Raw genomic sequence first — 25,082 nt, forward strand, 5'->3', positions numbered from 1 at the left:
GCGGCAACGGTTGCGGCAAGGTTCTTGCCGCAACGTGATGCTACCGAAGATCCCCGGGAAGAGGTCATGACGCCGGGCCCGGCGTCGACCGCGGGCCGGATCGAATGCTGCCGTGAGGACGACGACATCATCGAGTCGGTGAGGCACTCCGGTCGATGCAGGAGAGTGCGATCCCGGCATGCTGATGTGTTTGGCACAGAATGTGCCAGACAACAGGGTGAGGTTCCTTGAAAAAACAACGAAGTGGCGAAGCATCTGGCATGAATTGGGCACGATTCTGCATCGATGGATGCCGCCGTTCTAGCGTTGTTCATGACAGTGGAATCGCGATGAGGAGAGAAGCTTCACGATGACCAGGAAGATCGATCTGGTCGCCGATCTCGGCGAGGGCTTCGGCCCGTGGCGGATGGGCGACGATGCCGCACTGCTGGACATCCTCACCTCGGCGAACGTCGCCTGCGGCTTCCATGCCGGCGACCCGCAGATCATGGACGAGACCGTCCTCGCCTGCGTGCAGCGCGGTGTCGGCATCGGTGCCCACCCCTCCTTCCCCGACCTGCAGGGCTTCGGACGGCGTGACATGGGGCTGACCGCCGACGAGGTCCGCACCGACGTGCTGTACCAGTTCGGCGCGTTGCACGCGATCGCCGCCTACCACGGGGCGAAGGTCACCCACATCGCCCCGCACGGCCGGCTGGGCAACCTCGTCGCCGTCCGGGAGGACTACGCGGATGCCGTCGCATCGGCCGCGAGGCGCCTCGACCCCGAGCTCATCGTCCTCGCGCAGGACGGGAAGCTCGCCGATGCCGCGCGCGCCGCCGGTCTCCGGGTCGGCATCGTGGGCATCGCCGACAGGACCTACGAAGACGACGGCACCCTGGTGCGCCGCAGCGAGCCGGGCGCCGTGATCCATGACGGCGAGGAGATCCGGTGCCGCACCGTGAGGATGGTCGTCGACGGCGTGATCGAGAGCCGTAACGGCGTGCTGATCCCCGTTGATTGCGATACCGTGCTCGTGCACGGCGACACCGTCGGGGCGGTGGCGCTCGCTCGGCAGATCCGCGATGGTCTCGAAGCGGCCGGCGTCGTGATCGCTCCTCTCGCTGATTGGCTGGAGTGAGTGCCGTGCTGGACGCGCACGTCGTCATCTCGCCCAGCGGGAACTCTGCGCTGCGCGTGGCGAGCATGCTCCCCGACCGGGAAGCCGGCTGGCGGCTCGTCCATCATCTCGCCCGGTTCGTGGACGCGGCGCATGTCCCCGGAGTGGTCTGCGTCATCCCGACCTATGACGCGGCGCTGATCGAGATCGATCCCACTGATGTGTCCCTCGATGCACTCCGCGATTACCTCGCGCACGTGGTCGAGGGGCTCGACGTCGACAGGCCTCTCACCGAGTCGCCTCGCACGTTCGACGTACCCGTGCTCTATGACCTTGACGGAGGGCTAGACCTGCGGCGCGTCGCCGACGTACAGGGGCTGAGCGTCGAGGAGATCGTCCACCTCCACGGCGAGCCGACCTATGTCGTGCGCTGCCTCGGCGCTCCCGGTGGATCCCCGATGCTCGACGGTCCGCCGTTCCCGCATCCCGTGCCGCGCCTGGCGAGTCCGCGCGCGCACGTCCCGCAGGGTGTGGTTTCGGTCGCCGGACGCCAGGCGACGATCACGCCAGCCGCCGCGCCCGGAGGCTGGCCGCTGATCGGCAGGACGCCCCTCACGGTGCTCGACCTCGACGCTGAGCCGTTCGTACCGTACGAGCCGGGGGACCTCATCCGCTTCCGGCCGATCGACCGCGACGAGTACGAGTCGCTGCGCGGAACCCGGATGGTGGCACGATGACCGCCGGAATGCTCACTTTCATCGAGGCCGGTGCCACCCAGGTCACGGATCTCGGACGCCGCCGAGGGCCGCGGTATGGGGTCCCGGTGAACGGAGCGCTCGACCAGCGGTCCGCGCGCATCGCGAACATCCTCGTCGGCAACCCAGACGAGGCACCTCTGCTGGAGATCACGGCCCTCGACGTCGAGTTCGTGCCCGACGTCGATATCCTCCTCGCTGTCGCCGGCGCGGACGCTCACCTGAGCGTGGATGGCGTCGGTCGCCCCTCGAACCAGCCGGTGTCCGTGCGCGCCCGCGAGACCGTCGCACTGCGGCACATTCAGGGAGGACTGCGTGTGTATCTCGCCGTCCGGGGGGCGTTCGACGTGCCCATGCTCCTCGGCAGCTGCGCTCCGGACTCCGTCCTCGGTTTCGGCGGTCGCATCGTCGGCGGCGCATCGATCCCGGTGCGGTGCTCGACGGACCCGATCTTCAACGACCACTTCACCGCCGAGCTGTACTCCCTGGACGTGCCGCGATCGTCGTCCGGATTCGTCGTCGACGTGACGGACGGCCCCGACCTCGCGGACTTCGCAGACACCGCGGGCCGGCTCTTCGAACAGCCCTACCTCGTGACCCCGAACAGCAACCACATCGGACTGCGGATGACCGGTCCGCTTCCGGAGCGCCGTGCGCAGGGAGAGATGCTCTCCCGAGGCGTGCCCGTGGGTGCCGTCGAGGTGCCCCCGGGCGACGAACTCCTCGTCCTGCACCGCGGTCGGGGCGTCACTGCCGGCTACCCCGTGCTCGCCGTCGCGACCTCCGGATCCCTGGACGTCCTCGCCCAGGTGCGCCCTGGTCAGAGGATTCGCTTCCAGCGGGTCTCGTCCTCGGCGGCAGCCGGGCGCGCACGCGCTGACCGGGTCGCCCTGGAAACTCTCCGTCTTCGCGTCCAGTCCGTGTTCACGGCACTGGACGCTCTCTCAAGCGCAACCACCGGAAGGACCCTCTCATGACTTTCTCCGACTACCGCGTCGCCGTCGTCACCGGCGCGACCAGCGGCATCGGCCGCGGCGCGGTCGACCTCTTCCTTGCGAAGGGGCTCACCGTGCACGCCGTCGCCCGCGACGAATCGCGACTTGCGGCCCTCGCGGAGAAGGGCGTCATCGCCCACGCGCTCGACGTGCGCGACACGGCAGCGCTCACCCGCGAGCTCGAAGGCATCGAGGCGGACATCGTCCTCAACAGCGCGGGTGTCAGCCGTCCCGGCAACATCCTGAACTCGTCGGCTGAGGACCTCGACGACCTCATCGAGGTGAACCTCACGGCAGTGATGCAGATCCTGCGGCTCGTCTACCCGGGCATGGTGGAGCGCGACCGCGGGCACGTCCTCAACATCTCCTCGATCGCCGGGCACTACAACTTCTTCGGCCACACCGCTTATCACGCGACGAAGGCCGCGATCCATCAGCTCTCCCGACAGCTGCGCAACGACGCGCTCGGCAAGCGAGTCCGGGTCACGGAGCTCAGCCCCGGCCGGATCGAGACCGAGATCTTCTCCCGAAACCTCGGCGGTACCCCCGAGACGGATGCTGAGGCCTGGACCACGTACTACGAGGGCTTCGAGTCGCTCACCGTCGCCGACATCGTCTCGGCGATCGAGTTCGCCGTGGACGCGCCGACGCATGTCAACGTCGGGCTCATCGAGCTCATGCCCACGTTCCAGGTGCCCGGCGGTCTCACCTTCGACCGCCGTCAGGACGCAGAGTAAGGACACTCACCATGATTCACGTCACCACGAAGATCGAGCGAGCCGCCGTGGAGCACATCGCCCGGCTCGGCGCGTTCAGCGCCGCCACCATCCACGAGGCGCAGGGCCGACGGGGTGCGCTCTCGTCGAACATCAAGCCCATCGATCGCGACACCTCGTTCATCGGCTCGGCCTTCACCGTCGTATGCGCCCCGCGCGACAACCTCATGCTGCAGGTCGCCATCCACTACGCCCAGCCGGGCGACGTCCTCATCGTCGCGGCCGGCGGGTTCACGGAGGCCGGCCTGTTCGGCGACGTGCTCGGCAACGCCTGCAAGACGAAGGGCATCGCCGCCCTCGTCACAGATTCCGGCGTCCGCGACACGCAGGAGCTGCGCGAGCTCGGACTCCCGGTGTTCTCCGGAAGTGTGTCGATCAAGGGCACCGTGAAGGAGACCCTGGGGGCGCTGAACCAGCCCGTGGTCTTCGGCGGTGAGTACATCCGCCCCGGCGACATCGTCAAAGGCGACGCCGACGGCGTCGTCGTCGTCCGCCGCGAAGAGGTACGCGCGGCGGCGGAGCTGTCGGCCGCACGGGACGCCCACGAGGCCGAGCTGATCGAGAAGTACCGGGCCGGCGGCACCACGATCGAGCTGTGCAACCTCACCGAGGTGCTCAAGTCGAAGGGGCTCACCTCCGACATCGAGGACGCGTCATGACCGACGTGCTCGAGTCCTCCTTCCGTGCCGCGAGCCGGCTCGGCCGCATCAAGCCGTCGCCCAGCACTGCTGCGGCGGCGCGCGTGCGCGAGCTGAAGGCCGAAGGGCGGCGCATCCTCGACCTCACTGTCGGAGAGCCGGACTTCGACACCCCGGAGCACATCAAGCAGGCGGCGATCGCCGCGATCCAGGCCGGCGAGACGAAGTACACACCGGTGAACGGCACGCCGCGCCTTCGCCAGGCGATCAGGGGATCGCTGCTGCGGACGCATGACATCGAATACTCGGACGCCGAGATCGCCGTCGGCGGCGGTGGCAAACAGGTCATCTTCCTGGCGCTGATGGCGTCGGTGGATGCCGGCGACGAGGTGCTCATCCCCGCGCCGTACTGGGTCTCGTACCCGGACATGGTACGGGCGAACGGCGGTACTCCGATCATCGTCCCGACCAAGAATGTGGCCGGGTACAAGCTCCGCCCGGAGGATCTCGAGTCCGCGATCAGCGAGCGCACGACGTGGCTAATTCTGAACAGCCCCGGCAACCCCAGCGGGGCGATCTACACCCAGGACGAGCTCGCGGCTCTGGCGGAGGTGCTGCGTCGGCATCCGTCGGTCTCTGTGCTCTCCGACGAGATCTACAGCGAGATATCCTTCACCGGCTCGCCGGCACCGAGCCTCGTGGCCGTCGCCCCCGATCTCCGGCATCGTGTGCTGGTCGTCTCTGGCGTCTCGAAGTCGTACGCGATGACGGGCTGGCGACTCGGCTATGCGGCGGGGGATCCGACGCTGGTCGGCGCCATCAACACGCTGCAGTCGCAGACGTCGTCCTGTCCATCTTCGATCAGCCAGGCTGCGGCGGTGGCCGCGCTCGAGGGGCCGCAGGACTTCATCGCGGTATCCGTCCCCGCGTACGCGGAGCGACGGGATGTCGCAGTTGCGGGTCTCAGCGCCATCGACGGACTGACCCCGCTCGTGCCCGACGGCGCCTTCTACCTCTACGTCGACTGCTCAGGACTGATCGGCAGGACCACCGCGGATGGCCGCATCTTGGAGACCGATCAGGATGTCACGCTCCACTTGCTCGAGGAGTCCGGAGTGGCAGTGATCCAGGGGTCGGCGTACGGCCAGTCCCCGTTCTTCCGGATCTCGTTCGCGACGGACCTGACGACGATCACCCTGGCGATCGCCGCGATCGCCGCGGCCGTCGGGGAGCTTCGATGAGCCCACGGGATGTGGGTCGTCGTGGCGGCGCCTCGGTTTCGGAACTGTGCGAGTTGCTTGCCGTGTTGAAGCCGCGGATCGATCTGGTGCACGGTTGTCAGTGCGACAACTGAGTGGCAAGCCACGTGCGCGCGCCGTCCAATAGGTCTCTGGCCATCGCCTCTTTGGGCGCCCATGCTTCGAAACCGTGTGGTGCACCGTTGACGATCTCGAGGGTGACATCGACTCCGGCATCGGTCAGTCGTCGCGCATACTCGAGATCCTCGTCGCGGAAGAGCTCGATGTCGGAGGTGTAGATCCACGTCGTAGGCAGGCCGGACAGATCGCCGCGGCGCGACGCTGCCGCATAGGGGGGCAACTCGTCGCCGCCCATCGCGCTCCCGAGGTACGACGACCAGCCGACCAGGTTGGAGCGGTTGTTCCAGACGAAGTGGTCGACTGCGTCGAGCGAACGGTCAGCGGCCGTGCGGTCGTCGAGCATGGGGCAGAACAGCCATTGCGCGGCGATCGGATCTCCCGCGTCATGTGCGCGGTGCACGAGATTGGCAGCGAGTCCTCCGCCGGCGCTCTGGCCGCCGATCGCGACTCGATTCGGATCGATGCCAAGAGCGCTCAGGTTCTGCTGGAGCCATCGCCACCCGGTGTAGCAATCGTCGATCGCCGCGGGGAAGCGATGCGCGGGGGCCAGGCGGTAACCGACGGAGACGACGACGGCCCCGGTCTGTGCAGCTGTCTCGCTGCACATGATGTCGTCGAGGGCCGCGCTTCCGACCACCAGACCGCCTCCGTGAACCCAGAGCAATGCCGCACCGGATGCATGTGCGGGAATGTAGACGCGCAGTCTGACACCCTCGTGAACGACGATTCGCCGCTCGACACCCTCCATTCGCTTGCCGGGTGCGAGCCCCGCGGCCTTGGCAATGATCCAGCGGGTCAAAGCGTTTTCGAAGTTGATGCGCGGAGCCTTCTTCGTTGCTGCACGCAGTCGGGGATTGATGTCCGAGATGTCCATCGTGCTCTTCCTGATTGAGGGGTGCTTGCTGCATCAATTATGGCACGGTCCGTGTCGAATTAAATCTAGACGGCATCGAAGCTCGCTAAGGTCGATGTGTGGATGGAAAACGAGGCAGGAAACGAAGCGAGCAGGCGCGCGTCGCGATCTTGACCGCCACTGTCGACGAGCTCACCGACAAGGGATACGACTCCCTTTCGATCGAGGGCATAGCCGCAAGGGCAGGCGTCGGCAAGCATACGATCTACCGATGGTGGGGCTCGAAGGGAGCCTTGATCGCCGACTGCCTGGTCGAGAACCTGCTGCCTTCACCGGCATATGAGCCACCGGACACCGGCGACGTCCGTGCTGATCTCACCCGCTGGCTCGGCGAGGCGATGGATCTCATCGACGATCGCACCAACCGGGACGTCTTCCGTGCACTCGTCGGCGCCGCTGCCGAGAATCCTTCCGTTGCAGAGGCGCTCAACGCTCAACTCGGAGTCCTGTCCGCGCTTGTGCGGCGGCTTGCGACTGCGTCACACGCAGAACTGCGAACATCCGGCGGATCCCTCGACGCGTTGGCGACTGCCGTCACAGGGACCCTGATCATGCGTCTCCTGTCGCCGGAGTCGATGCCGGGTCCATCGGCGGACCAGGTCGTCGCACTGCTGCTGCCACCCGGGCCGGATTCTCCAGATCGGTGACCGGCCCGCCGCGACTGCGCAACCGGATGGCCAGTCGGTTGCTCTAGCCCTGGTTTCCGGTGAGGTTGTGAACGTGTTCCGAGGGCGCCTGTCCGCCGGCGAGCGCGATGATCTGCATCTGAAGCATCGCTGAGAACCGCTCCCGAGGATCGTCGAGGTCGATCCCGCCGACCTCGGTGACGCGTCGTAGACGGTACCGGAAGGTGTTCCCGTGCACGAACGTCGCAGCGGCCGCCTGGGCGATGTCGCCGAACGCATCGAGCCAGGCGCGGAGGGTGTCGACGAGCGAGCTTTGATGCTCGCGGTCGTACGCGGCCAGCCGGGCGATCGGACCTGAAGGGAGTTCGGTCGCATCTGCGGGCAGTTCGAGCAGGAGCGCCTCGGCGTACACGTCGTCGAAGCGAGCAACTCGGCGATCAAGTGTCGACGACTCGAGCACCTTCAACGCTCGGTCCGCCTGGGAGCGTGAGCGCGGTAGATCACCAAGCCCCGAGGTGACGCGTCCGATGCCGATGAGAGCCTGAAGCGGTGAGTGGACGCGATCGAGGAAGTCCTCGGCGAGCCGGACGGCAATCGAGCCGGAGTCGGCCGCCGCAACCGGCACGATCCCGTACGTCACGTCCTCGATGAGGCCGGACGCCGCCCTCGGGTGCGCGAACGACAAGTGGGTGGCGAACGCATCGGCGAGCTTGCGGCGTTCGGTCGCGATATCGGCATAGGTGAGGTGACCGCTCCCGGGAACGCTGAGTGTCAACGCGAGAACGACCGACGACTCGTCGCGCAGTCCGAGCCTGCGGGCTGCCTCCTCGCTCCCAGACGGACCGCGGAGCACGGATGCCACGATCTCGGCGCTCCTCCGACGTTCGACATCAGCATCGGTGCGCTGCCATACGAGATGCATGGCTGCGAGGCGGGAGGATTCGAGCAGGATCTGCTCCTGCTCGACGCTCAGGCGTTCGGAAGCGACCCAGATCGTACCGAGGATCTCATCACCCGCGCGGACGGCGATGGCCACTCGGCCTCCCTCCTCCGGAGGTGCGCCGGCCTCCTCGGGCAGCGGAGCCACGGTCACGGATCCGCTGGCGCGATAGATGGCCTGGAACACGCCGGCCTCTTCGAGGTAGCGGGTGTACTGGGCGGGCACCTGACGGCCCAGGATCGTCTGGACACGCGAGGCGTCCGCGCCTTCTCGCACACTGGAGAACGCCAGAAGTCTCGAATGGCGATCCTCGATGGTCACGGAAGCCTTGAGGAGCGCCGCGACCGAATTCGCGACCGCGAACAGGTCGCCTGCGATGATTCCACCGAAAGTCTCTCCGCGCGAGCCGTCGACGTCCCGCGGCGTCATCAGTGTTCTCAGCATCGCGGCGAGATGCCCCCACGACGCTCCCGGCGAGAGCGAGAGCACGTCGACTCCTGCCTTCTCCGCCTGGGTGCGCACCGCGGGGGTCGCCTCGAACGGGCCGCGCACGACGAGACCGGTGGAACCGTGCGCGGCCAGGCCGTCGATGATCGTCTGCATGGCGGCGCCGGTGCGAAGACCGATCCCGAGAACCAGCGCGTTCTCTCGAGCTTCGAGTTCGTCCTCCGGGTCTTGGATGAGGATGGACTCGACCCGACGGGTGAGATCGAGCGGGCCGCAGACGGCCTGAAGATGAGCCGGGCCGAACTCGGCCAGGATGCGACCGATCGTCGTCCCCGGACGGAGCGAAGGTTCCTCTGTCATCACTCCTCCTTGGAGTATGGGCGGCGCCAGCAGGCTAGCAGGACTCGTCAGCCGGACACGGAATACCACTCGCGGTGCACAGTGAAGCGCTCCAGAACCTCAGGAAGCGGTGTCACGCCGAGTCCTGGTCCCTTCGGTACCGAGATCCTTCCATTCTCCAGCCGGAACGGCTCGGTGAGGTCGGTTGCGAAGTAGCGCTCCGAAGCGGATGTGTCGCCGGGCAGGGTGAACCCGGGAAGCGCGGCGAGGGCCACGTTCGCAGCACGACCGATCCCGGTTTCCAACATGCCCCCGCACCAGACCGGCACATCGTGGGCGGCACACAGATCGTGTATCCGTCGCGCCTCGAGATAGCCGCCCACACGGCCGGGTTTGATGTTCACGATGCTGCAGGCGCCGAGCTCGATGGCGGCGGCAGCCGCCCGGGAGGATGTTATCGATTCGTCGAGACAGATGGGCGTCGAGATGACGCGGGCGAGGGCTGCGTGTCCCAGCAGATCGTCGGAGGGCAGTGGCTGCTCGAACAGCGTCAGATCGAACGCGTCGAGCCGCGCGAGCAGACGGAAGTCACTGCGGCGGTACGCCGCGTTCGCGTCGACTTGCAGATCGATGTCGCCGAACCGTTCCCGCACCGCACGCACGGGCTCGACGTCCCATCCAGGTTCGATCTTCAGCTTGATGCGCAGGTATCCCGCCTCAAGCGAAGCAGCCACGGTGTCCAACAGCTGATCGATGGTATCGGTGATTCCGAGCGAGACTCCGCACGGCACGGAGTCGCGCACCGCGCCGAGCGCTGCAGCGAACGAGACGCCCTGCGCGCGCAGTTGAGCATCCAGGACCGCAGTCTCCAACGACGATTTCGCCAGACGATGCCCCTTGAACCCGGCGAGCACCGGCGCGATCCGGTGCGCGTCGAAGTCGTCTCCGAGCTGTCTCTGAGCGGTCCGGATCTCGGGGATGAAGAAATCTTCGAGCACGTCGGCCGCACCGCCCGTGTATTCGGAGGAGTACAGCGGAGACTCGCTCGCTCCGCACTCGCCCCAGCCCTCGGCATCCTCAGTGACGGCACGCACGACCAGCACCTGCCGGACGGTTTCGGTGCCGAATGAGGTGCGGAAGGGCGTCACGAGTGGCATCTCGACGATGCGGGTCTCGATCCCGGTGAGTTTCATGCGATCTCCTGCTCTGTGGGTTCTGAAGGGGTCAAGATCAGCGACCGGGTGGCGAAGGTGCATCTGCATGAGATCCTGCGGCTTCGACCAGATAGTGTCCCTCGCGGTCGAATCCCACAACCCGGGCTCCGACCTTCATGCGTCCACCCAGCTCGCGGCGCAACTCGAGACGCCATCGGGCGGCGCGCACGGGGTCCTCGAGACGCATCGACTCGATGTCGGCGGGCACGCGGATGCGAACTGGCTCCGCACTCGAAAGCCGGCCATGCGGCGCAGCATCCCGAGAAGGGAGAGGCCTGTCCAACTGCCAGCGAACGAGCAGGCGGTCACTCGCATCATCGCGATTGACGTCGTCGTCCATCGCCCCGTAGAGATCGGAGAAGTACTGGACGGGCTCTGCGCCGAGCTTCGACAGGTTGAAGTGGGCGTTGCGTCGGATCGCCGGGTCGAACGTCCACGTCATCGTCGTCATTCGCTGTTCAAGCGCCCACGCGCGCTGGTGCAGCTTGAGCGCTAGCCCGATGCTGCGACCCTGCGCGCTTTGCGGGACCCCGGCGATGTGACTGTGGAAGTTGTGCGTGCCGGGCGGTGAACAGAAGCCGAAACACGCGCCGAGCAGTTCATCGCCCTCATAGGCGCCGAACACGGGATTGCCCGAGATCGCCAGAGCTCGCAAGAGATCAGCCGTCACCGGCGTGCCGGCTGGGCCGGTGCGCCAGACGAGTTCGTAGAGCCGTTGCACAGCGGCGAGCGACCCCATGTCTTCCAGTTCGCGGATCACGACCCCCGAACGGCTCGCCGCCTGGGTCGCGTCATCGCGTGGGCCGATGCCGGCTCCGGCGACGCCGTCATGGACGGACGTCACCAGCTCGTCTCCTTCTCGTGCCGCAGTTCATCGAGCAAGGCCGCAAGCAAGAGGGTGCGCGGAACGAGTTCCGCGACGATGACGTGCTCGTCCTCAGCGTGCGCTCCTCCGCCGACAGCGCCCAGGCCGTCGAGAGTCGGGGTGCCGACACCCGCGGTGAAGTTGCCGTCGGATGCGCCGCCGACGGCGATGCCGGCCAACGTTCCGGTCGTCGTGTCGGCGGCTATCCGGTTGATCCGCTCGAACAACGCCGCGGAGCTCGATCGGGTCAGCGGCGGATGCGCAGGTCCACCGACGATCTCGATGATGGCGCCGTCGAGTCGAGGGGTCAAAGCCGACAGTTCACGGTGCACTCGCCGCTGCTCTGCGAGCGATGATGTCCGGACATCGACCGTGAAGGAGGCAGCGGCCGGAACGGTGTTCGAGGTGCCGCCTGCCTCGGTGCGGGTCGGGGTCACTGTGGTTCCCAGTTCGGGCGAGTTCATCTCCGCGACGGCGAGCACCTGGTGGGCGAGTTCGACGGTCGCGTTGACGCCGCGCTCCGGCTCGAGGCCGGCGTGCGCCGCGCGCCCGAGAACGTTCACCACGTAGTGCGAAACGCCCTTTCGCTCGGTCTTCAGTGCCCCTCCCGGTCCGGATGCCTCCAGGATCAGCGCGGCGGAGTGTCTACGCGCTTCCGCCTCTATGAGCGGACGGGAAGTGGTCGACCCCGGCTCCTCGTCACCGGTGATGAGAAGGGTGATCCCTTCCGTTGACGCCAGTGCGGCGAGCGCGTGCAGCGCCATGACGATACCCGCCTTCATATCGAAGCATCCGGGCCCGGTGAGGCGGCCGTCCCGGACCTGCGCGGGATTGCTCAGGAGTGACCCGATCGGCCACACGGTGTCGTGATGTCCGAGCACCAGGACGCGCGATGAATCGCCGAAGCGCCAGCGGAGGTGAGTGACACCGTCGATCAGGATGCGCTCCGCGCGCCTGCCCAGGTACCTCGCGCCGACCTCGTCGACGAGGTCGGCGCTGCGGGCGATCGCGGCATGGTCCTCAGAAGGTGACTCGCATCTCACCAGCTTCAGGACGTCGGCGACCATGGTGTCGGCATCGAGGAGCTGTTCGCGGAGTGCGGCTGGCGGTCGTGCAGGCATCAGTGCTCCTCGGATCGACGGTGTTGTCCCTACCAGTGTGAAGATCTGAACTCTCGATGAGGATGTCCGATCACATGAACAAGAGCGCGTTCATTGGGAATATTCGACGAGTCACCTCGGTAGTGAAATCCTCCCAATCGACGGGCCTCGGTTGTGAAAAACAGACGAAGTACGGCAAGGGCGCCTCGCCTACGCTCTGAAAATCAGGGCGACCGGGCGCGTCGAGAACGTCGACCTGCGTGACTCGCCTGAGCCCAGGCCCTTTGGATCCCATCGACGAAGAAGGAAGAATCCATGCCCAAGAAACTCACCCGCTCGTTGATCGGCGCTCTCGCGATCATGAGTCTCGCGCTCACCGGGTGTACGAACGGCGCTGATGGCGACGAAACCGGAAAGCCGAATGTTCCGCAGGGCGATGAGGTCACGACCACTGCGGACCCGTCGCTGACCAAGTTGCTGCCGGCAGACATCAAAGAGAAGGGTTACATCGGGATCGCCATCGACATCCCCTATCCGCCATTCGCTTCCTACGATGAGAACGGACGGGAGGTCGGCTTCGACCCCGAACTCGGCCGACTCATCGCGCAGAAGCTCGGCATCGATGTCGTCATCTCGAAGCAGCCCTTCGACTCCGTGATCCCCTCGCTGCAGGCGAAGAAGCACGACATCATCATGAGCGGTATGAACGACACACCGGAGCGGGAGAAGACGATCACCTACGTCGACTACACGCTCGGCGGGTTCGCGATCCTCGTGCGGGCCGGCAACCCGACGAACATCAAGACTCTGACCGATCTGTGCGGGAAAACCGTGTCGGTGCAGAAGGCCACAGTCCAAGGGGAACTTCTGCGCGCCACAGAATGCCCGGGAGACCCGATCGAGGTCATGGAGTTGCCGACTGATCCGGACGCACTCACAGCGCTGCGTGCAGGTAAGAGCGACGCGTACTCGTCCGATGCACTCGTGGCCGAGTACGTGGCCGTCACCACCGACGACGGCGAGGCGTACGAAGTGGTGCGCGATCCGCAGAACCCCGCCGGCTTCAACCCGGTGTACAGCGGCATCGGTGTTCTGAAGGAGAACACGCAACTGGTCGAAGTGATCCAGAAGACACTGCAGGCGCTCATCGACGAGGGCAGCTACCAGGAGGTCCTCGAGCGCAATCACATGAGTTCCTATGCCGTGGAGTCGGCTGAGACGAACCAAGGCGGAGCGGGCCTGTGACAGTCATCGCACCCCCGCAGGGCTCACAGCGTCTCAGCAATGCGGACGATGTCGACGCAGTGCCGCGCCGCCATCCGTGGCGCTGGTCGGGTGCGGTCGCTCTGCTGGTCATCCTCGCCCTCTTCCTCTATTCCGTCGTGACCAATCCGAACCTCGACCTCGTCACCATCGGAAGATTCGTCGCCGACAAGCGGATCCTGGTGGGCGTCGGCCTGACAGTGTTGATCACGCTCATCGCCATGGTCGTGTCGACTCTTCTCGCCGTGCTCCTGGCGGCGATGCGATTGTCGAAGAATCCCGTCCTCTCGGGAGCGGCGTGGTTCTACGTCTGGCTCTTCCGTGGCACACCGCAGATCGTGCAGATCGTGCTCTGGGGCTATCTCGGCCTGCTGTACCAGAAGCTCACGCTGGGCATTCCGCTGACGGAGATCGTGTTCTGGCAGGTGGACACGAACGACCTCATCAACGCGTTCGTGGCGGGAACGCTCGCACTCACCCTGAACCAGGCGGCCTACTCGTCGGAGATCGTGCGAGCGGGCATGATCTCCGTCGACGACGGGCAGCGGGAAGCTGCGTACTCGCTCGGCATGTCGCCCGTGTACACATTCCGCCGCGTGCTACTGCCTCAGGCCATGCGCATGATCATCCCGCCGATGGGCAACGAGACCATCTCCATGATGAAGAGCACCTCACTGCTGATGGTGATCGCCGTGCCCGAGGTGTACACGGCAGCGACCGCGATCTCCGCGCAGAACCTCAAACAGGTCGAGATGCTGGTTGTCGCGAGCATCTGGTATCTCTTCATGACGACAGTGCTCTCTATTCCGCAGTACTACCTCGAGCGACGATACGGACGCGGTTCGAGTCACGCTCTGCCGCCGACGCCGCTCCAGCGGCTTCGGCGCGTGCTGGATCGCAGCAAGCCTGGCGTGGAGCCGGCGCCCCCGACGCAGACGACAAAGGTGATTGCCGAATGAACACGATCGAGAATCTAACGTCGCCGGCCCCTGCGGCCCTCGTACAGATCCGGCGAGTGCGTAAAAGCTTCGGCGCGCATCAGGTGCTTCGCGATGTGTCGCTCGAAGTGCACGCGGGAACCGTGACCGTGCTTCTGGGGCCATCCGGGTCCGGCAAATCGACCCTTCTGCGGTGCGTGAACCACCTCGAGACCATCGACGGAGGACGTATCGTCGTGAACGGGGAACTGATCGGATACCGGCAGACGGGCAACAAGATACATGAGATGACTCCGACCCAGACGGCCAGCCAACGGCGAGGGATCGGCATGGTGTTTCAGAGATTCAATCTGTTCCCGCACATGACCGCGCTCGAGAACATCGTCGAAGCACCGGTCGGAGTGGTCGGACGCTCGCGGGCTGCGGCGCGGGAGCGCGCCATGACGCTGCTCGCCCGCGTCGGCCTCGCCGACTTCGCGCATCATTACCCGGCACAGCTCTCCGGCGGACAGCAGCAGCGGATCGCGATCGCGAGGGCGCTCGCCATGGATCCGAGGGTCATGCTGTTCGATGAGCCGACCTCGGCGCTGGATCCTGAACTCGTCGGCGACGTGCTCGACGTGATGAAGGAACTCGCGCGCGACGGAATGACGATGATCGTGGTCACGCACGAGATCGGTTTCGCGCGAAGCGTTGCCGATCAGGTCGTCTTCATGGACGGAGGTGTGGTGGTCGAAGCCGGCCCGCCGTCTCAGTTGATCGACGACCCGCAGCGCCAGCGCACGCGCGCGTTCCTCGAAAGCGTGATGTAGGCGGTCCCCATGCGCGCGACAGGAAACGACGGACGTCCGATTCAGGAAGCCCGCGCTTGAAATTCCAAGTTGAACGGCGTGCGGCGGGGGATGCCACGTGTCCTCCTTGAGGATGAAGTGGACGGGGCTTCCAAGCGCATCGAATTGATGCCGGACCATCCTTGCTGTCGTCATGCCGGGCGGCGATGCCGAGAAGCGAACTGCAAGAGATCGATTCGCGATTGCGATCCGACGAGCGTTGCGCTATGGTCATACCGACCGAGTGCTCGGTCGGTATAGTTGAACTCAACGAGGAGCATCATGATCGACGACACCGCTGTCGGTGGCTCAACCCCGCCCCCTACCTTCGCCGTTCCCACCGTGCGTGCACGGCCTGCAGTGGTCACCACGATGGTGCTCGCGCGCCTGGGCCTCATGCTTCCGCTGTCGACGGTCATCTCCGCTGCTCTTGTTCTGAAGTTGCAGTCGCTGATGCCGCAGGGGGAGGTCATCGGCACCCTCGGCCTGATCACATCCATCGGCGCTCTTTCCGCGTTGTTCTTCGACCCGGTGTTCGGACGTATCAGCGATCGGACGATGAGCCGGTTCGGCCGACGCCGGCCCTGGATGATCATGGGCATGGCGGGCCTCCTGGTCGCCCTCCTGATCATGGCTGTCGCCCCCACCGCATTGGTCGTCGGTGCCGGATGGATCCTCGCGCAGATCACGGCCAACGCGGCGATCGCCGCCCACACCGCATCCATCGCCGACCAACTCCCCTCTTCGCAGCGAGGCAAGGTCGCGGGCGCCATCGGCATCGCACAGCAGGCGGCCACACTCGGCGCGGCCTACGCCGCACAGTTCTTCGCCACGGAGCTGCTGCTCCTGTTCCTGGTTCCGGGTGTGATCGGATTTCTGCTGGTCCTCGTCTACGCGATCATGCTGCCCGACAAGCCGCGGCCGTTCCCTGCCCGCTCTGTTGGGGGCATCCGCACGGCGTTGAAGACATTCTGGGTGAACCCGATCAAGAACCCCGACTTCGGACTCGCCTGGTGGTCGCGGTTCCTGGTCGTACTGGCGAACTTCATGTTCATCACGTTCCGGCTGTTGTGGATACAGCACGAGATGGACCTCGAGCCCGCTGATGCGGTGAAGATCATGGCGACGGGAGTTCTGGTCTTCACGATCGCTCTGATCGTCAGCGGCCAGATCGCCGGATGGCTGTCTGACAAGTTGGGGCGCCGCAAAGTCTTCATCGTCGTCTCCGCGCTCATCTTCGCCGCCGGAACGATCCTGCTCACTCAGACCACGGATCCCACCATCTTCTTCATCGCGGAGGCGATCATCGGTGTCGGTTTCGGGGCCTACGTGGCCGTCGACCTCGCCCTGGTACTCGATGTGCTGCCGGATCCGGAAGAGACGGCGAAGGATCTCGGCGTCTTCAACATCGCCATGGCCGGTCCGCAGGTGGTGGCACCGGCGCTCGCCGCCTGGATCGTCGGGCTGAGCAGTGGTGCGAACTATGACATCATGCTGATCGTCGCCGGCGTGATCGCCGTCATCGGTGCGCTGCTGATCATTCCCGTTCGAAGCGTGAGGTGAATCGATGAGCATCCAGGACGAGCCCAACCCAGAGGGCGCGAGGATCGAGGGCCTCTTCGACGATCTTCTCCGCCGGCTGACGCTGGAAGAGAAGTTGCGTCTGCTCTCCGGCGCGGACAACTTCTCCTTGCACGCCGAAGAGACGATCGGCCTCGACGGTCTCGTGCTCTCCGATGGGCCGACCGGGGTGCGCGGTGAGGTCGTCGTCGGCGGCCGCGAGAGCTGCCTTCTGCCCAATGCGAGCCTCCTGGCACAGACCTGGAATCGCGAAGCGCTCGCAGAAGCGGGAGGAATCCTCGCTGAGGAAGCGGAGGCGCAGCGCACGCATGTCGTCCTGGGCCCGACCATCAATCTGCACAGGTCACCGCTGGGCGGGAGGCTCTTTGAGGCGTTCAGCGAGGATCCGCTTCTGACCGGCCATCTGGCGAGCGCGTATATCTCCGCTCTTCAGGAGCGCGGCATCGGTGCCAGTGCGAAGCACTTCCTCGGCAACGAGTCCGAGACCGAGCGGACGACGGTGGATATCCGGATGACCGCGAAGACTCTCCGCGAGGTGTACCTGACCCCCTTTGAGATCGCGATCGCAGATGCGAACCCTTGGACCGTGATGGCTGCGTACAACAGCGTCAACGGCGTTCCGTCGACGGAGCACCGCGAACTCATCACGCAGGTGCTGAAGGAGGAGTGGGGGTACGACGGGCTGGTCATGTCGGATTGGTACGCGACCAAGACTGCCGCGGAGAGCGCCGCTGCCGGCCTCGACCTCGTCATGCCCGGCCCGACGACACCCTGGACGACCGGGCTCCTCGATGCGGTGCGCGCCGGCGCGGTCTCCGAAGCGGAGGTTGATGACCACGTGAGACGTCTTCTCCTGCTCGCGCATCGGGTGGGAGGGCTCGACAGTACGCGCAGCTGGCCGGAGCACGGCGAAGCGCCGGCCGGCGCGTTTCGGCGCGCGCAACTCCGGCGACTCGCTGCCGGAGGCATGGTCGTCCTCAAGAACGTCGACGACATGCTTCCGCTACGGGAGGATGCTTCCTACGCTCTGATCGGGCGCCACGCGTCCGACACGATCGGTCAAGGCGGGGGGTCCGCCCAGGTTCGCGCTCCGCACATCGTGTCCATCGTCGACGGGCTGACCTCGCGACTCGGCGCCGAACATGTCACGTTCACCGACGGCGTCGAGACTCGGAAGACTCTGCCCCCAGTGCCGCCCACCCTGGTACGCGATCCGGAGACAGGCGAGCACGGCATCCGTGTGCGGGTCTTCAATGATACCGGCGACCTGCTGCACAGTCGCCACCTCGAGGTCGCTGAACTCGAAGACGGCCAGGCCGGCTGGTTGGAAGGCGCCGCCCGCATCGAGCTGAGCGCAACGCTGGACCTTCCGGAGCGCCGGATGGTGCAGCTCGGTACCCGTGGGCCCGGAAACTGGCACCTTGTCACAGAAGGTCACGACAGCAGCTACCGGATCGACTATCACCCAGGTCCCGGTGGCGGCTTCTTCCGTCCGAAGAGCCACGCCGCGGCTGTGCGGATGGAGCCCGGCCAGCTCGTCACCGCTTCTGTGGAGAGGGACGAGATGCCGCGCATCCTCGGGCTGGTCGTCAGTGAGGCGGTGCGATCGTCGGCCTCGGCGATCGCTGGCGCCTCCGCGGCGGCTCGAACGGCCGATGCGGCGATCGTCGTCGTGGGCTTCACCCCCGATCAGGAGACGGAGGGTGAAGACAAGACGACGTTGTCGCTCCCGGGCGATCAGGATGCGCTCGTCGCGGCGGTCGCGAACGTCGCTCGGCGCACGGTGGTCGTCGTGAACGCTGCGACACCCGTGCTCATGCCCTGGCTCGCCGATGTCGATGCGGTCCTGTTCACCGGGCTCCCCGGGCAGGAGGCAGGAGACGCCGTTGCGGCCGCGCTCCTGGGCGATGTGCTTCCCGAGGGGCGGTTGGTCACCACCTTCCCGGCGGGCAATCATCGCGCGCCGGCTTGGAGCACTACGCCACGTCGGGGCGCCCTGGAGTATGCCGAGGGGACCTCGCTCGGTCACCGAGGGTGGTTCGAGAGCGGAGAGAAGCCTGCCTTCTGGTTCGGTCATGGGCTGGGGCTCACCACGTGGGAGTATTCCGATGCACAGATCGCCCGGTCGGCTGACGGCCGAATCGACGCCGTCGACGTCTCAGTGCGCAACACCGGTCGGCATGCCGGGCGCGAGACGGTGCAGGTCTACTTCGATCCCGAAGGTGACGAGCCGGTCCGGCTCATCGGCTGGGGTCAATCCGATGCTCTGCCTGGACAGGAGGTGCAGATCCGAGCCGCGTGCGACCTTCGAATGCAGCGTCGCTGGGAGCAGAGCACCGACGAGTGGGTGCCGCTTCACGCGGGAACGATCCTCATAGGTCGAGGCCTGGGAGACGTCCGCGTTACGATTCCCTGAGGCCGAATTGACCGTCACTGGTGGTCAGATGGTTTCGATCCACATCGAGAGAGGCATCCTTGTCCTTCCCCCCGCGATACTCCCCTGAGACACGAAAGCGCCGTATGAGGCGATCTGCTGTCGAGACGCAGCAGCAGATCGTCGGCACAGCCGTGGAACAGATCGCCGACGTCGGATTCCACAAGATGTCGATCGCTGACGTCGCCGCGGCCAGTGGAATATCCCAATCAGGACTGCTCCATCATTTTCCGTCGAAAGTGGCGCTCCTGGGCGCGATCCTCGAGCAGCGAGAGCAGGATGACAACGCATTCCTGTTCGGCGACGGCACTGTCCCACTCGGCTGGGAGGCATTCGAGGCCCTTGTCCCGCTCGCTGCCCGCAACTCGACTCGTCCGGAATGGGTGGGCGTGTTCGTCCGCGTCTCCGCAGAGGCCACTGAGCCCGACCATCCCGCGCACGAGTGGTTGCGAGATCACTACGCCAGCACGCGCGCATGGCTGGGCGATGCCGTCGAGCAGGGTAAGGAATCGGGAAGAATCCGTGCGGATGCCCCCACCGAACTCTTGGTCGGGAACACGATCGCGGTGCTCGACGGGATCCAGCAGCAGTGGCTCGTCGACCGCCGCATCGACATGGTGAGTCAGGTCGCTGCCCACGTAGCGAGTCTCCGCACTTGTTGGGAATCGTCCTCGTCACTGCCATAGGCAGGAGATGCCTGCCTTTACGCCCAGAGCACCTGCGTCACCGTGAGGGCAGCGACGATCAGGATCATGACGGCGAACGCTCTCTGCAGGAATGAGTTGCTCACGCGTTTCGCGAGAAGCGCGGTCAAGAATGATGCCACCATCGCCGGAACGGCGAAAGCGATGACCAATCCCCAGTCGGGGCTCGAAAGTCCCGCGTGGGCGACGATGCCTGCGAGCGAGTTTATGGTGGCGACGACGAGGGAAGTGCCGATGGCCAGCCTCATCGACATCCCAAGGAGGAAGATCAACGCGGGAACAGTGATGAACCCTCCTCCGATGCCGAGCAGACCGGTCAGGAAGCCCACGAGGACTCCGACGGCGATTCCTTTCACGGCCCACAGCTTCGGTTGGTGATCAGATCCTTCGCTGCGCGGTCGTCCGCGTAGCATCTGCACGCCGGACGCCGCCATGAGGGCGGCGAAGGCAAGAAGGAGCGCGTCATCCGAGATGAGGCCGCCGACGAATGTACCGCCGAATGCAGCCGCCGCTCCGGCTCCGGCGACGGGCAGCACCATTCGCCAGTCGACGCCGCCGCGCAGACGTGGGATCAATGCCGCGAGTGGGCCGATCGCTCCCAGGACGAGCGAGGTGGAGACTGCCGACGAGATGGGGATGCCTACCAGGTAGACCAGGGCGGGCACGGTCAGGATCCCGCCTCCCGCTCCCAGCAGGCCGGTGAGCGCACCGATCGTCACTCCGAGAACGATGACGATGATGAGCACTCTGCACCTCTTCCTTGTCGGTGAGCGACGGCGGCCGGTTCGGCACCGTCGCGGCGTCCGTCGATGCGACTCCATTATACCGACCGAGCGCACGGTCTGTACATAGCGCGCGCCGATAGTCGCGGTACGAAACTCGACCGGCGGCCAACGAAGCGCCGGCGATTCACCGACCCTTGCGGATGGAGTAGGCGCTCGGCGCCATGCCGAAGTGCCGCCGGAAAGCGCGCGAGAAAGTGTCGGTGTCGCTGAAGCCTGCCTCGAAGGCGGCCGCCCGAGGTGGTGTTCCTCGGCTGAGCAACTGGGCCGCGTAGCGCAACCTGTCGGATCGGATCATGTGCGCCGGTGACGTGCCTTCCCTGGAGAGGAGGTTCTGAAGCGTCCGCACCGAGACGTTGTTCATCTCAGCGAGACGCGACGGTGTGAGTGCGGGGTCCCGGAATTCCCTTGAAACCTGGCCGCGGATGTCATCGGCCGACGGGAGGCTCCGCCCAGTCGACCCGGAGGAGGTGAGTCTCTGCTTCGAAGGCTCGAACGAGAGGAGCTTGTGTCCCGATTGGGGCAGGCTCGACACGTTCCAGGTCACGTGGAGCGGATGTCCGGCTCGATCCAGGAACACCTCTCGCCCAGGAGGACGCGAGCGACCCGGCGCTGCTCGCACGATCGGGCACTCGTGAGCGGGGTACCGCGTTCCGTCCTCCCGAAGAGCGTGCAGCGCCTCGTGGCTGGCGTGGCCCAGGAGTTCTCGTCCGTCGGCATACCCGAGAATCGCTGTCGCGGCACGGTTGATCTGGTGGACGCCTCCCCGCGCGTCGATCACGAGCAATGGGTGAGGCACCGCATCGAGCACGGCGCGTGTCCACGGGTCGCGTGCCCCGGTCATGGTTCACCCATGCGCTGAACACTAGAGGTGGCGCTTTGCCCCGTCGTGTCACGCGCGTGACTGTCGTGTTACAGGACCGGCGAAACGCGCAGAGTCGAGAGTCATGCGCATTCCTCCTTCGCGACAAGCCGTGAGGATGATGTGATCGACGCACCGCGCACCGGGCGCGATCCGACGAAAGGGCCAGACATGGCGTACAACACATCGATGCAGAAAGCGACCCTCGCAGATATGCCGGCGGGCAACTATGGACTCATCTCGAAGCGGACCGCGGTGTTGGACGGTGTCGAGGTGACGCAAGTGACGTTCGACGTCGGGGCGAAGTGGTCGAATGACCTCAAGGGGTACGCGGGCACGGAAGACTGTGAACTGCCGCACGTCGCGCTGGTGATCGCGGGAAGTCTCGCGGTGGTGATGGCGGACGGTGAGCGTCAGGATTTCTCCGCTGGCGATGTCATGCTGCTGCCCCCGGGGCACGATGCCTGGACCGTGGGCGAGATTGCATGCACCTTCGTCGAGTTCTCACGCGGCAACGACTACTACGCGGATGGAATCGCACCGTGATCAGCAAGGAGGACGCTGGCTACATCCTCGATGAGCGTCGATGCAAACTAGGGCTGTCATGGCGCGATCTCGCCCGACGTCTGGATAGGCCCCCCGTCTGGACTGCTGCCGCTGCGCTCGGGATGCATCCGATTCCCGAAGGGGAGGCCGAGGAGCTGAGGGGGGCATTGAACCTGGAAGACGAGATCGTCGATGCTCTCGTCCGCCAGCCCACGAGGTCGCCGAGTCGTGACCTCTCCGATGACCCGACCATCTATCGCTTCCATGAACTCGTCCAGGTATATGGGCCGGCTCTGAAATCGCTCATTCACGATGAGTTCGGGGACGGGATCATGAGCGCGATCAATTGCAGCATCACCCTGGAGCGGGCCGCGCATCCCGACGGAGATCGGGTCGTGATGACGATCGACGGGAAGTTCCTGCCCTACGCATGGGCGTCATCGGGAGAGGTGGGCCAGGAGAAGACTGCGGCGAGGTGACTTGCCGACGGGATGTCTTCAATGTGCCCACGCGCTGGTGCGAAACATCCGATCTGATATTTGGCGATCTACCGGAAAATCAACCTTCTGAGTTCATTGCGTCCTGTTGACAAGCAGAGTTCAACCTCTATCATCGGATCAATGTCCAAAATGATGTGAGCGCTCACAATCGTCATTCTTCTGATCCCCAGGAGGTGGCGAGTGGGCGGATCGCATTGCAACAGCATGGAGTTGACAATGTCGTCACGAACCTTTGATCGTCGATCGTTCCTCAGCATCGCTGGCGCGTCGGCCGCGGGGGTTCTGCTTCCGTCGGTCGTCGGCGGTGCCTCTCCCGCCTCCGCGGCAGCATCCGCCCCGCTTGCACCTGCAGCGGCAGGCGCCTCTGTGAAGACCGCGGTCGAGACGGGAGTGGGGTGGGACACGCAGGCTCTCCTGCAGAAGGTGGTGGATATGCGGTTCGGTATGTTCAACCACTTCAATCTCGGCACCTATACCGACGAGGAGTGGGCGGCGCCGAACCAGAGCCCGGCGCTCTTCGCACCGCCGTCGGTGGACACGGATCAATGGGCGGATGCTGCGGTCGCGGCCGGCATGAGCTACGGCGTCCTCACGACCAAGCACCATGATGGCTTCGCTCTCTGGCCGACGGCGTATGGCACGCAGAATGTCATGAGCTCGGGGTACAGGCACGACGTCGTGCAGCAGTACGTGGACTCGTTCCGATCGCGCAATCTCAAGGTCGGGTTCTATTTCTCCATCTGGGACCGCACGTATCCGGTGCAGGCCACGGGCGGCTTCCACGTGAGCGATCAAAGTGCGGGCGTCGATCCCGCCCAGATCGAGTATGTGCTCAACCAGATCACCGAGCTGCTCACCGGCTACGGTGAGATCGAGCTCTTCATGCTCGACGGATACGCGTGGCAGATGGGAAACCAGCAGGTTCCGCTTCAGCGCGTGCGCGACCTGGTCAAGACACTCCAGCCGAACTGCACGATGATCGACATCTGCGCTGTTCTGACTCCCTGGCTCAGTGACGCGATCTTCTGGGAGGAACCGCTCGGCATCACCGCACCGGCCGGCAACACCTGGGCAGGGCTTCAGGGCCAGACGATCAGCAATCGGGACTGGTTCTGGCATCCGTCCACGCCGACCGGCCCGCTGATGTCGAAGGACGACATCGTCTCGCACATCACCGGACTCGAGGAGAAGTGGACTTCATTCATCCTCAACTGCGCGCCCAACCGAGACGGCAAGCTGGATGCCAACGTGGTGACCCGTCTCGCCGAGGTCGGCGCCGCGTGGTCGCCCAACCTGGAGCGCGGAGCGCTGCCACCTCAGCCGCTTCGCGCCGAGTACCTGATCACGCCCGTCGCGGTCTACGCCTCCGCATTTCGCGATCCCGAGCCTCCCTACTTCGCCATCGACGGCAGGGGCGACAGGAACTCGCAGACCTGCTGGTCGACATGGCCGGGCACGGAAGAGCTCGCGATGCCCGTCTCGATCACCCTCGACCTCGGCGGTGTCTACGACAACGTGACGACTTTGGAGTATCTGCCGAAGCAGTGGTCCCGTGAGAACGGCACCGACGGCGACGTCACCTCGTTCGAGGTGTCCACGAGTGCTGACGGGGTGACGTTCACCACGGTCGCGTCAGGCACCTGGGTCGCAGATCGCACCCCGAAGGTCGTGGAGTGGCCGTCGGTCATCGCGGGATTCATCCGGTTCACCGCGAAAGCGGGGTCGGGCGGCTACACGAACGTGTCCGGGCTGCGGGTCGGCGGACGGACCGCGGAGCCGGTGCGGCAGTCGTTCGCCGTCGCGCCCGACCGGATCTACAAGGTCATCAACGCGACGAGCGGCAAGGCGCTGACCGTCCTCGGGGGTGCAACGGCCGACAGCACCGCCGTCGTTCTCGCACCCGACACCGGCGCACCGAATCAGCGCTGGACGTTCACCACCGAGGTCGACGGCTTCTACACGCTCACGGATGCGAACAGCGGGAAAGTGCTGGAGATCGGCGGGCGCTCGCGCGCGACCGGCGCTAAGGCAGGAATCAGGTCGGATGTCGCCGTTCTTCAGCAGCAGTGGTCGGCCACGCCCGTCGGCGAGGGGCGAGTCGCGTTCATCAACCGCTTCTCGACCCACGCGCTCGGGCTGACGGCGGCCGCGATCGCCGACGGCACCCGCGCAGAGCAGCAGGTGTATCGCGGGTCCGCCCATCAGCAGTGGGCGCTCGTCGACGTCACCGTCAAGGAACTGGATCTGGTCGTCACGGCGACGACGAGATGCGCCGCCAAGAAGGTCTACCTCACCGTTTCCGTGAAGAACGCGGACACCGTGTCCGCCGACGTCGTGATCACGACAGCCTTCGGCTCCAGGACGGTGCAGGCGCTCGCGCCCGGCAAGACGACGAGCGTGGCATTCTCGGCTCGGCTCGGCTCGGTCCCGTCGGGCACCGTAACCGTAGCGGGCAGCGCGACGGACCGGTCACCGGCGTCGACCGAGGTCGCGTACGGGGCGGACTCGTGCTCCTGACCTGATCGTTACGGCAGCGCATCGGCAACGCTTTCGCCC

General features: G+C 65.6%; 23 protein-coding genes. 16 read left to right on the forward strand and 7 right to left on the reverse strand.

Annotated features, from left to right (window positions below; translation table 11 throughout):
* Positions 1-349: 349 nt before the first annotated feature.
* The 6 genes from MRBLWH12_RS17020 to MRBLWH12_RS17045 are packed head-to-tail and all read left to right on the forward strand — an operon-like array spanning position 350 to position 5,504.
* The gene (locus MRBLWH12_RS17020) at positions 350-1,120 is read left to right on the forward strand and encodes a LamB/YcsF family protein (protein ID WP_363550887.1); all 771 of its coding nucleotides are present in this window, start codon (positions 350-352) and stop codon (positions 1,118-1,120) included.
* Complete coding sequence (locus tag MRBLWH12_RS17025) at positions 1,117-1,836, forward strand: 5-oxoprolinase subunit B family protein (protein ID WP_363550888.1); 720 nt, start codon at positions 1,117-1,119, stop codon at positions 1,834-1,836. The genes MRBLWH12_RS17020 and MRBLWH12_RS17025 overlap by 4 nt, the downstream gene beginning before the upstream one ends.
* A complete protein-coding gene (locus MRBLWH12_RS17030; RefSeq protein ID WP_363550890.1) occupies positions 1,833-2,831 on the forward strand; it encodes a biotin-dependent carboxyltransferase family protein in 999 nt (332 codons plus the stop codon). The genes MRBLWH12_RS17025 and MRBLWH12_RS17030 overlap by 4 nt, the downstream gene beginning before the upstream one ends.
* A complete protein-coding gene (locus tag MRBLWH12_RS17035; RefSeq protein ID WP_363550891.1) occupies positions 2,828-3,586 on the forward strand; it encodes an SDR family oxidoreductase in 759 nt (252 codons plus the stop codon). Before MRBLWH12_RS17030 ends, MRBLWH12_RS17035 begins: the two co-directional genes overlap by 4 nt.
* Positions 3,587-3,597: 11 nt before the next feature.
* Positions 3,598-4,284, forward strand: coding sequence for a 4-carboxy-4-hydroxy-2-oxoadipate aldolase/oxaloacetate decarboxylase (locus MRBLWH12_RS17040; protein WP_363550892.1), 687 nt, complete (start codon positions 3,598-3,600; stop codon positions 4,282-4,284).
* Positions 4,281-5,504: an aspartate transaminase gene (locus MRBLWH12_RS17045; RefSeq protein WP_363550893.1), complete on the forward strand. Its 1,224-nt coding sequence runs from the start codon at positions 4,281-4,283 to the stop codon at positions 5,502-5,504. Before MRBLWH12_RS17040 ends, MRBLWH12_RS17045 begins: the two co-directional genes overlap by 4 nt.
* A gap of 97 nt (positions 5,505-5,601) precedes the next feature.
* On the opposite strand, the gene MRBLWH12_RS17050 is transcribed toward MRBLWH12_RS17045, so the two are convergent.
* A complete protein-coding gene (locus tag MRBLWH12_RS17050; RefSeq protein ID WP_363550895.1) occupies positions 5,602-6,516 on the reverse strand; it encodes an alpha/beta hydrolase in 915 nt (304 codons plus the stop codon).
* A gap of 98 nt (positions 6,517-6,614) precedes the next feature.
* Between MRBLWH12_RS17050 and MRBLWH12_RS17055 the strand changes: the two genes are divergently transcribed.
* Positions 6,615-7,202 (forward strand): TetR/AcrR family transcriptional regulator, encoded by a 588-nt coding sequence (locus MRBLWH12_RS17055; RefSeq protein ID WP_363550897.1) that lies wholly within the window; start codon positions 6,615-6,617, stop codon positions 7,200-7,202.
* A gap of 43 nt (positions 7,203-7,245) precedes the next feature.
* Here the strand turns inward: MRBLWH12_RS17055 and MRBLWH12_RS17060 are convergent, their stop codons facing one another.
* Genes MRBLWH12_RS17060 through MRBLWH12_RS17075 form a run of 4 tightly spaced genes read right to left on the reverse strand, consistent with a single transcriptional unit; the run spans position 7,246 to position 12,107 of the window.
* Complete coding sequence (locus MRBLWH12_RS17060; RefSeq protein WP_363550899.1) at positions 7,246-8,928, reverse strand: PucR family transcriptional regulator; 1,683 nt, start codon at positions 8,926-8,928, stop codon at positions 7,246-7,248.
* Positions 8,929-8,975: 47 nt separating this feature from the next.
* Positions 8,976-10,100, reverse strand: coding sequence for an o-succinylbenzoate synthase (gene menC / locus MRBLWH12_RS17065; RefSeq protein WP_363550901.1), 1,125 nt, complete (start codon positions 10,098-10,100; stop codon positions 8,976-8,978).
* 37 nt (positions 10,101-10,137) lie between these two features.
* The gene (locus MRBLWH12_RS17070; RefSeq protein WP_363550903.1) at positions 10,138-10,965 is read right to left on the reverse strand and encodes a GNAT family N-acetyltransferase; all 828 of its coding nucleotides are present in this window, start codon (positions 10,963-10,965) and stop codon (positions 10,138-10,140) included.
* A complete protein-coding gene (locus MRBLWH12_RS17075) occupies positions 10,962-12,107 on the reverse strand; it encodes a M20/M25/M40 family metallo-hydrolase (RefSeq protein ID WP_363550905.1) in 1,146 nt (381 codons plus the stop codon). Before MRBLWH12_RS17075 ends, MRBLWH12_RS17070 begins: the two co-directional genes overlap by 4 nt.
* A 294-nt stretch (positions 12,108-12,401) precedes the next feature.
* Here MRBLWH12_RS17075 and MRBLWH12_RS17080 point away from each other — a divergent pair, with 294 nt between their 5' ends.
* The 6 genes from MRBLWH12_RS17080 (at position 12,402) to MRBLWH12_RS17105 (ending at position 19,818) form a co-directional block, all read left to right on the forward strand.
* Positions 12,402-13,331 carry an ABC transporter substrate-binding protein gene (locus MRBLWH12_RS17080; protein ID WP_341976016.1) on the forward strand — a complete coding sequence of 310 codons (930 nt, stop codon included), beginning with the start codon at positions 12,402-12,404 and terminating at the stop codon, positions 13,329-13,331.
* The gene (locus MRBLWH12_RS17085; protein WP_363550907.1) at positions 13,328-14,308 is read left to right on the forward strand and encodes an amino acid ABC transporter permease; all 981 of its coding nucleotides are present in this window, start codon (positions 13,328-13,330) and stop codon (positions 14,306-14,308) included. The genes MRBLWH12_RS17080 and MRBLWH12_RS17085 overlap by 4 nt, the downstream gene beginning before the upstream one ends.
* On the forward strand, positions 14,305-15,099 hold the full coding sequence (locus tag MRBLWH12_RS17090; protein WP_363550909.1) for an amino acid ABC transporter ATP-binding protein: 795 nt from the start codon (positions 14,305-14,307) through the stop codon (positions 15,097-15,099). Before MRBLWH12_RS17085 ends, MRBLWH12_RS17090 begins: the two co-directional genes overlap by 4 nt.
* 300 nt (positions 15,100-15,399) lie before the next feature.
* Positions 15,400-16,680, forward strand: coding sequence for an MFS transporter (locus MRBLWH12_RS17095; RefSeq protein ID WP_363550910.1), 1,281 nt, complete (start codon positions 15,400-15,402; stop codon positions 16,678-16,680).
* Between the two features lie 4 nt (positions 16,681-16,684).
* Positions 16,685-19,114, forward strand: coding sequence for a glycoside hydrolase family 3 protein (locus tag MRBLWH12_RS17100; RefSeq protein ID WP_363550912.1), 2,430 nt, complete (start codon positions 16,685-16,687; stop codon positions 19,112-19,114).
* A 104-nt stretch (positions 19,115-19,218) separates the two neighbouring features.
* Positions 19,219-19,818, forward strand: coding sequence for a TetR/AcrR family transcriptional regulator (locus tag MRBLWH12_RS17105; protein WP_363550914.1), 600 nt, complete (start codon positions 19,219-19,221; stop codon positions 19,816-19,818).
* A 17-nt stretch (positions 19,819-19,835) separates the two neighbouring features.
* Here the strand turns inward: MRBLWH12_RS17105 and MRBLWH12_RS17110 are convergent, their stop codons facing one another.
* Together MRBLWH12_RS17110 and MRBLWH12_RS17115 are read right to left on the reverse strand one after the other, a co-directional pair.
* On the reverse strand, positions 19,836-20,657 hold the full coding sequence (locus MRBLWH12_RS17110; protein WP_414685021.1) for a sulfite exporter TauE/SafE family protein: 822 nt from the start codon (positions 20,655-20,657) through the stop codon (positions 19,836-19,838).
* A gap of 88 nt (positions 20,658-20,745) precedes the next feature.
* The gene (locus tag MRBLWH12_RS17115) at positions 20,746-21,462 is read right to left on the reverse strand and encodes a helix-turn-helix transcriptional regulator (RefSeq protein ID WP_363550918.1); all 717 of its coding nucleotides are present in this window, start codon (positions 21,460-21,462) and stop codon (positions 20,746-20,748) included.
* Positions 21,463-21,651: 189 nt separating this feature from the next.
* Between MRBLWH12_RS17115 and MRBLWH12_RS17120 the strand changes: the two genes are divergently transcribed.
* From MRBLWH12_RS17120 to MRBLWH12_RS17130, 3 genes are all read left to right on the forward strand, one after another.
* Positions 21,652-22,026, forward strand: coding sequence for a cupin (locus MRBLWH12_RS17120; protein WP_363550919.1), 375 nt, complete (start codon positions 21,652-21,654; stop codon positions 22,024-22,026).
* Positions 22,023-22,505 carry a cyanase gene (gene cynS / locus MRBLWH12_RS17125; RefSeq protein ID WP_363550921.1) on the forward strand — a complete coding sequence of 161 codons (483 nt, stop codon included), beginning with the start codon at positions 22,023-22,025 and terminating at the stop codon, positions 22,503-22,505. Before MRBLWH12_RS17120 ends, cynS begins: the two co-directional genes overlap by 4 nt.
* Before the next feature lie 237 nt (positions 22,506-22,742).
* Positions 22,743-25,043, forward strand: coding sequence for an alpha-L-fucosidase (locus tag MRBLWH12_RS17130; RefSeq protein ID WP_363550923.1), 2,301 nt, complete (start codon positions 22,743-22,745; stop codon positions 25,041-25,043).
* The last annotated feature ends 39 nt before the right edge of the window (positions 25,044-25,082 follow it).

The sequence above is a fragment of the Microbacterium sp. LWH12-1.2 genome (assembly GCF_040675825.1).
Classification (GTDB): domain Bacteria; phylum Actinomycetota; class Actinomycetes; order Actinomycetales; family Microbacteriaceae; genus Microbacterium.

What these genes read in the sequence shown, in the direction of transcription:
- MRBLWH12_RS17095 (WP_363550910.1), top strand. Translation starts at nt 15,400, where the DNA reads ATGATCGACGACACCGCTGTCGGTGGCTCAACCCCGCCCCCTACCTTC.
- MRBLWH12_RS17130 (WP_363550923.1), top strand. Translation starts at nt 22,743, where the DNA reads ATGTCGTCACGAACCTTTGATCGTCGATCGTTCCTCAGCATCGCTGGC.
- MRBLWH12_RS17105 (WP_363550914.1), top strand. Translation starts at nt 19,219, where the DNA reads ATGAGGCGATCTGCTGTCGAGACGCAGCAGCAGATCGTCGGCACAGCC.
- MRBLWH12_RS17090 (WP_363550909.1), top strand. Translation starts at nt 14,305, where the DNA reads ATGAACACGATCGAGAATCTAACGTCGCCGGCCCCTGCGGCCCTCGTA.
- MRBLWH12_RS17035 (WP_363550891.1), top strand. Translation starts at nt 2,828, where the DNA reads ATGACTTTCTCCGACTACCGCGTCGCCGTCGTCACCGGCGCGACCAGC.
- MRBLWH12_RS17075 (WP_363550905.1), bottom strand. Translation starts at nt 12,107, where the DNA reads ATGCCTGCACGACCGCCAGCCGCACTCCGCGAACAGCTCCTCGATGCC.
- MRBLWH12_RS17030 (WP_363550890.1), top strand. Translation starts at nt 1,833, where the DNA reads ATGACCGCCGGAATGCTCACTTTCATCGAGGCCGGTGCCACCCAGGTC.
- MRBLWH12_RS17060 (WP_363550899.1), bottom strand. Translation starts at nt 8,928, where the DNA reads ATGACAGAGGAACCTTCGCTCCGTCCGGGGACGACGATCGGTCGCATC.
- MRBLWH12_RS17110 (WP_414685021.1), bottom strand. Translation starts at nt 20,657, where the DNA reads ATGGAGTCGCATCGACGGACGCCGCGACGGTGCCGAACCGGCCGCCGT.
- menC (WP_363550901.1), bottom strand. Translation starts at nt 10,100, where the DNA reads ATGAAACTCACCGGGATCGAGACCCGCATCGTCGAGATGCCACTCGTG.
- MRBLWH12_RS17040 (WP_363550892.1), top strand. Translation starts at nt 3,598, where the DNA reads ATGATTCACGTCACCACGAAGATCGAGCGAGCCGCCGTGGAGCACATC.
- MRBLWH12_RS17045 (WP_363550893.1), top strand. Translation starts at nt 4,281, where the DNA reads ATGACCGACGTGCTCGAGTCCTCCTTCCGTGCCGCGAGCCGGCTCGGC.
- MRBLWH12_RS17115 (WP_363550918.1), bottom strand. Translation starts at nt 21,462, where the DNA reads ATGACCGGGGCACGCGACCCGTGGACACGCGCCGTGCTCGATGCGGTG.
- MRBLWH12_RS17080 (WP_341976016.1), top strand. Translation starts at nt 12,402, where the DNA reads ATGCCCAAGAAACTCACCCGCTCGTTGATCGGCGCTCTCGCGATCATG.
- MRBLWH12_RS17120 (WP_363550919.1), top strand. Translation starts at nt 21,652, where the DNA reads ATGGCGTACAACACATCGATGCAGAAAGCGACCCTCGCAGATATGCCG.
- MRBLWH12_RS17050 (WP_363550895.1), bottom strand. Translation starts at nt 6,516, where the DNA reads ATGGACATCTCGGACATCAATCCCCGACTGCGTGCAGCAACGAAGAAG.
- MRBLWH12_RS17100 (WP_363550912.1), top strand. Translation starts at nt 16,685, where the DNA reads ATGAGCATCCAGGACGAGCCCAACCCAGAGGGCGCGAGGATCGAGGGC.
- MRBLWH12_RS17020 (WP_363550887.1), top strand. Translation starts at nt 350, where the DNA reads ATGACCAGGAAGATCGATCTGGTCGCCGATCTCGGCGAGGGCTTCGGC.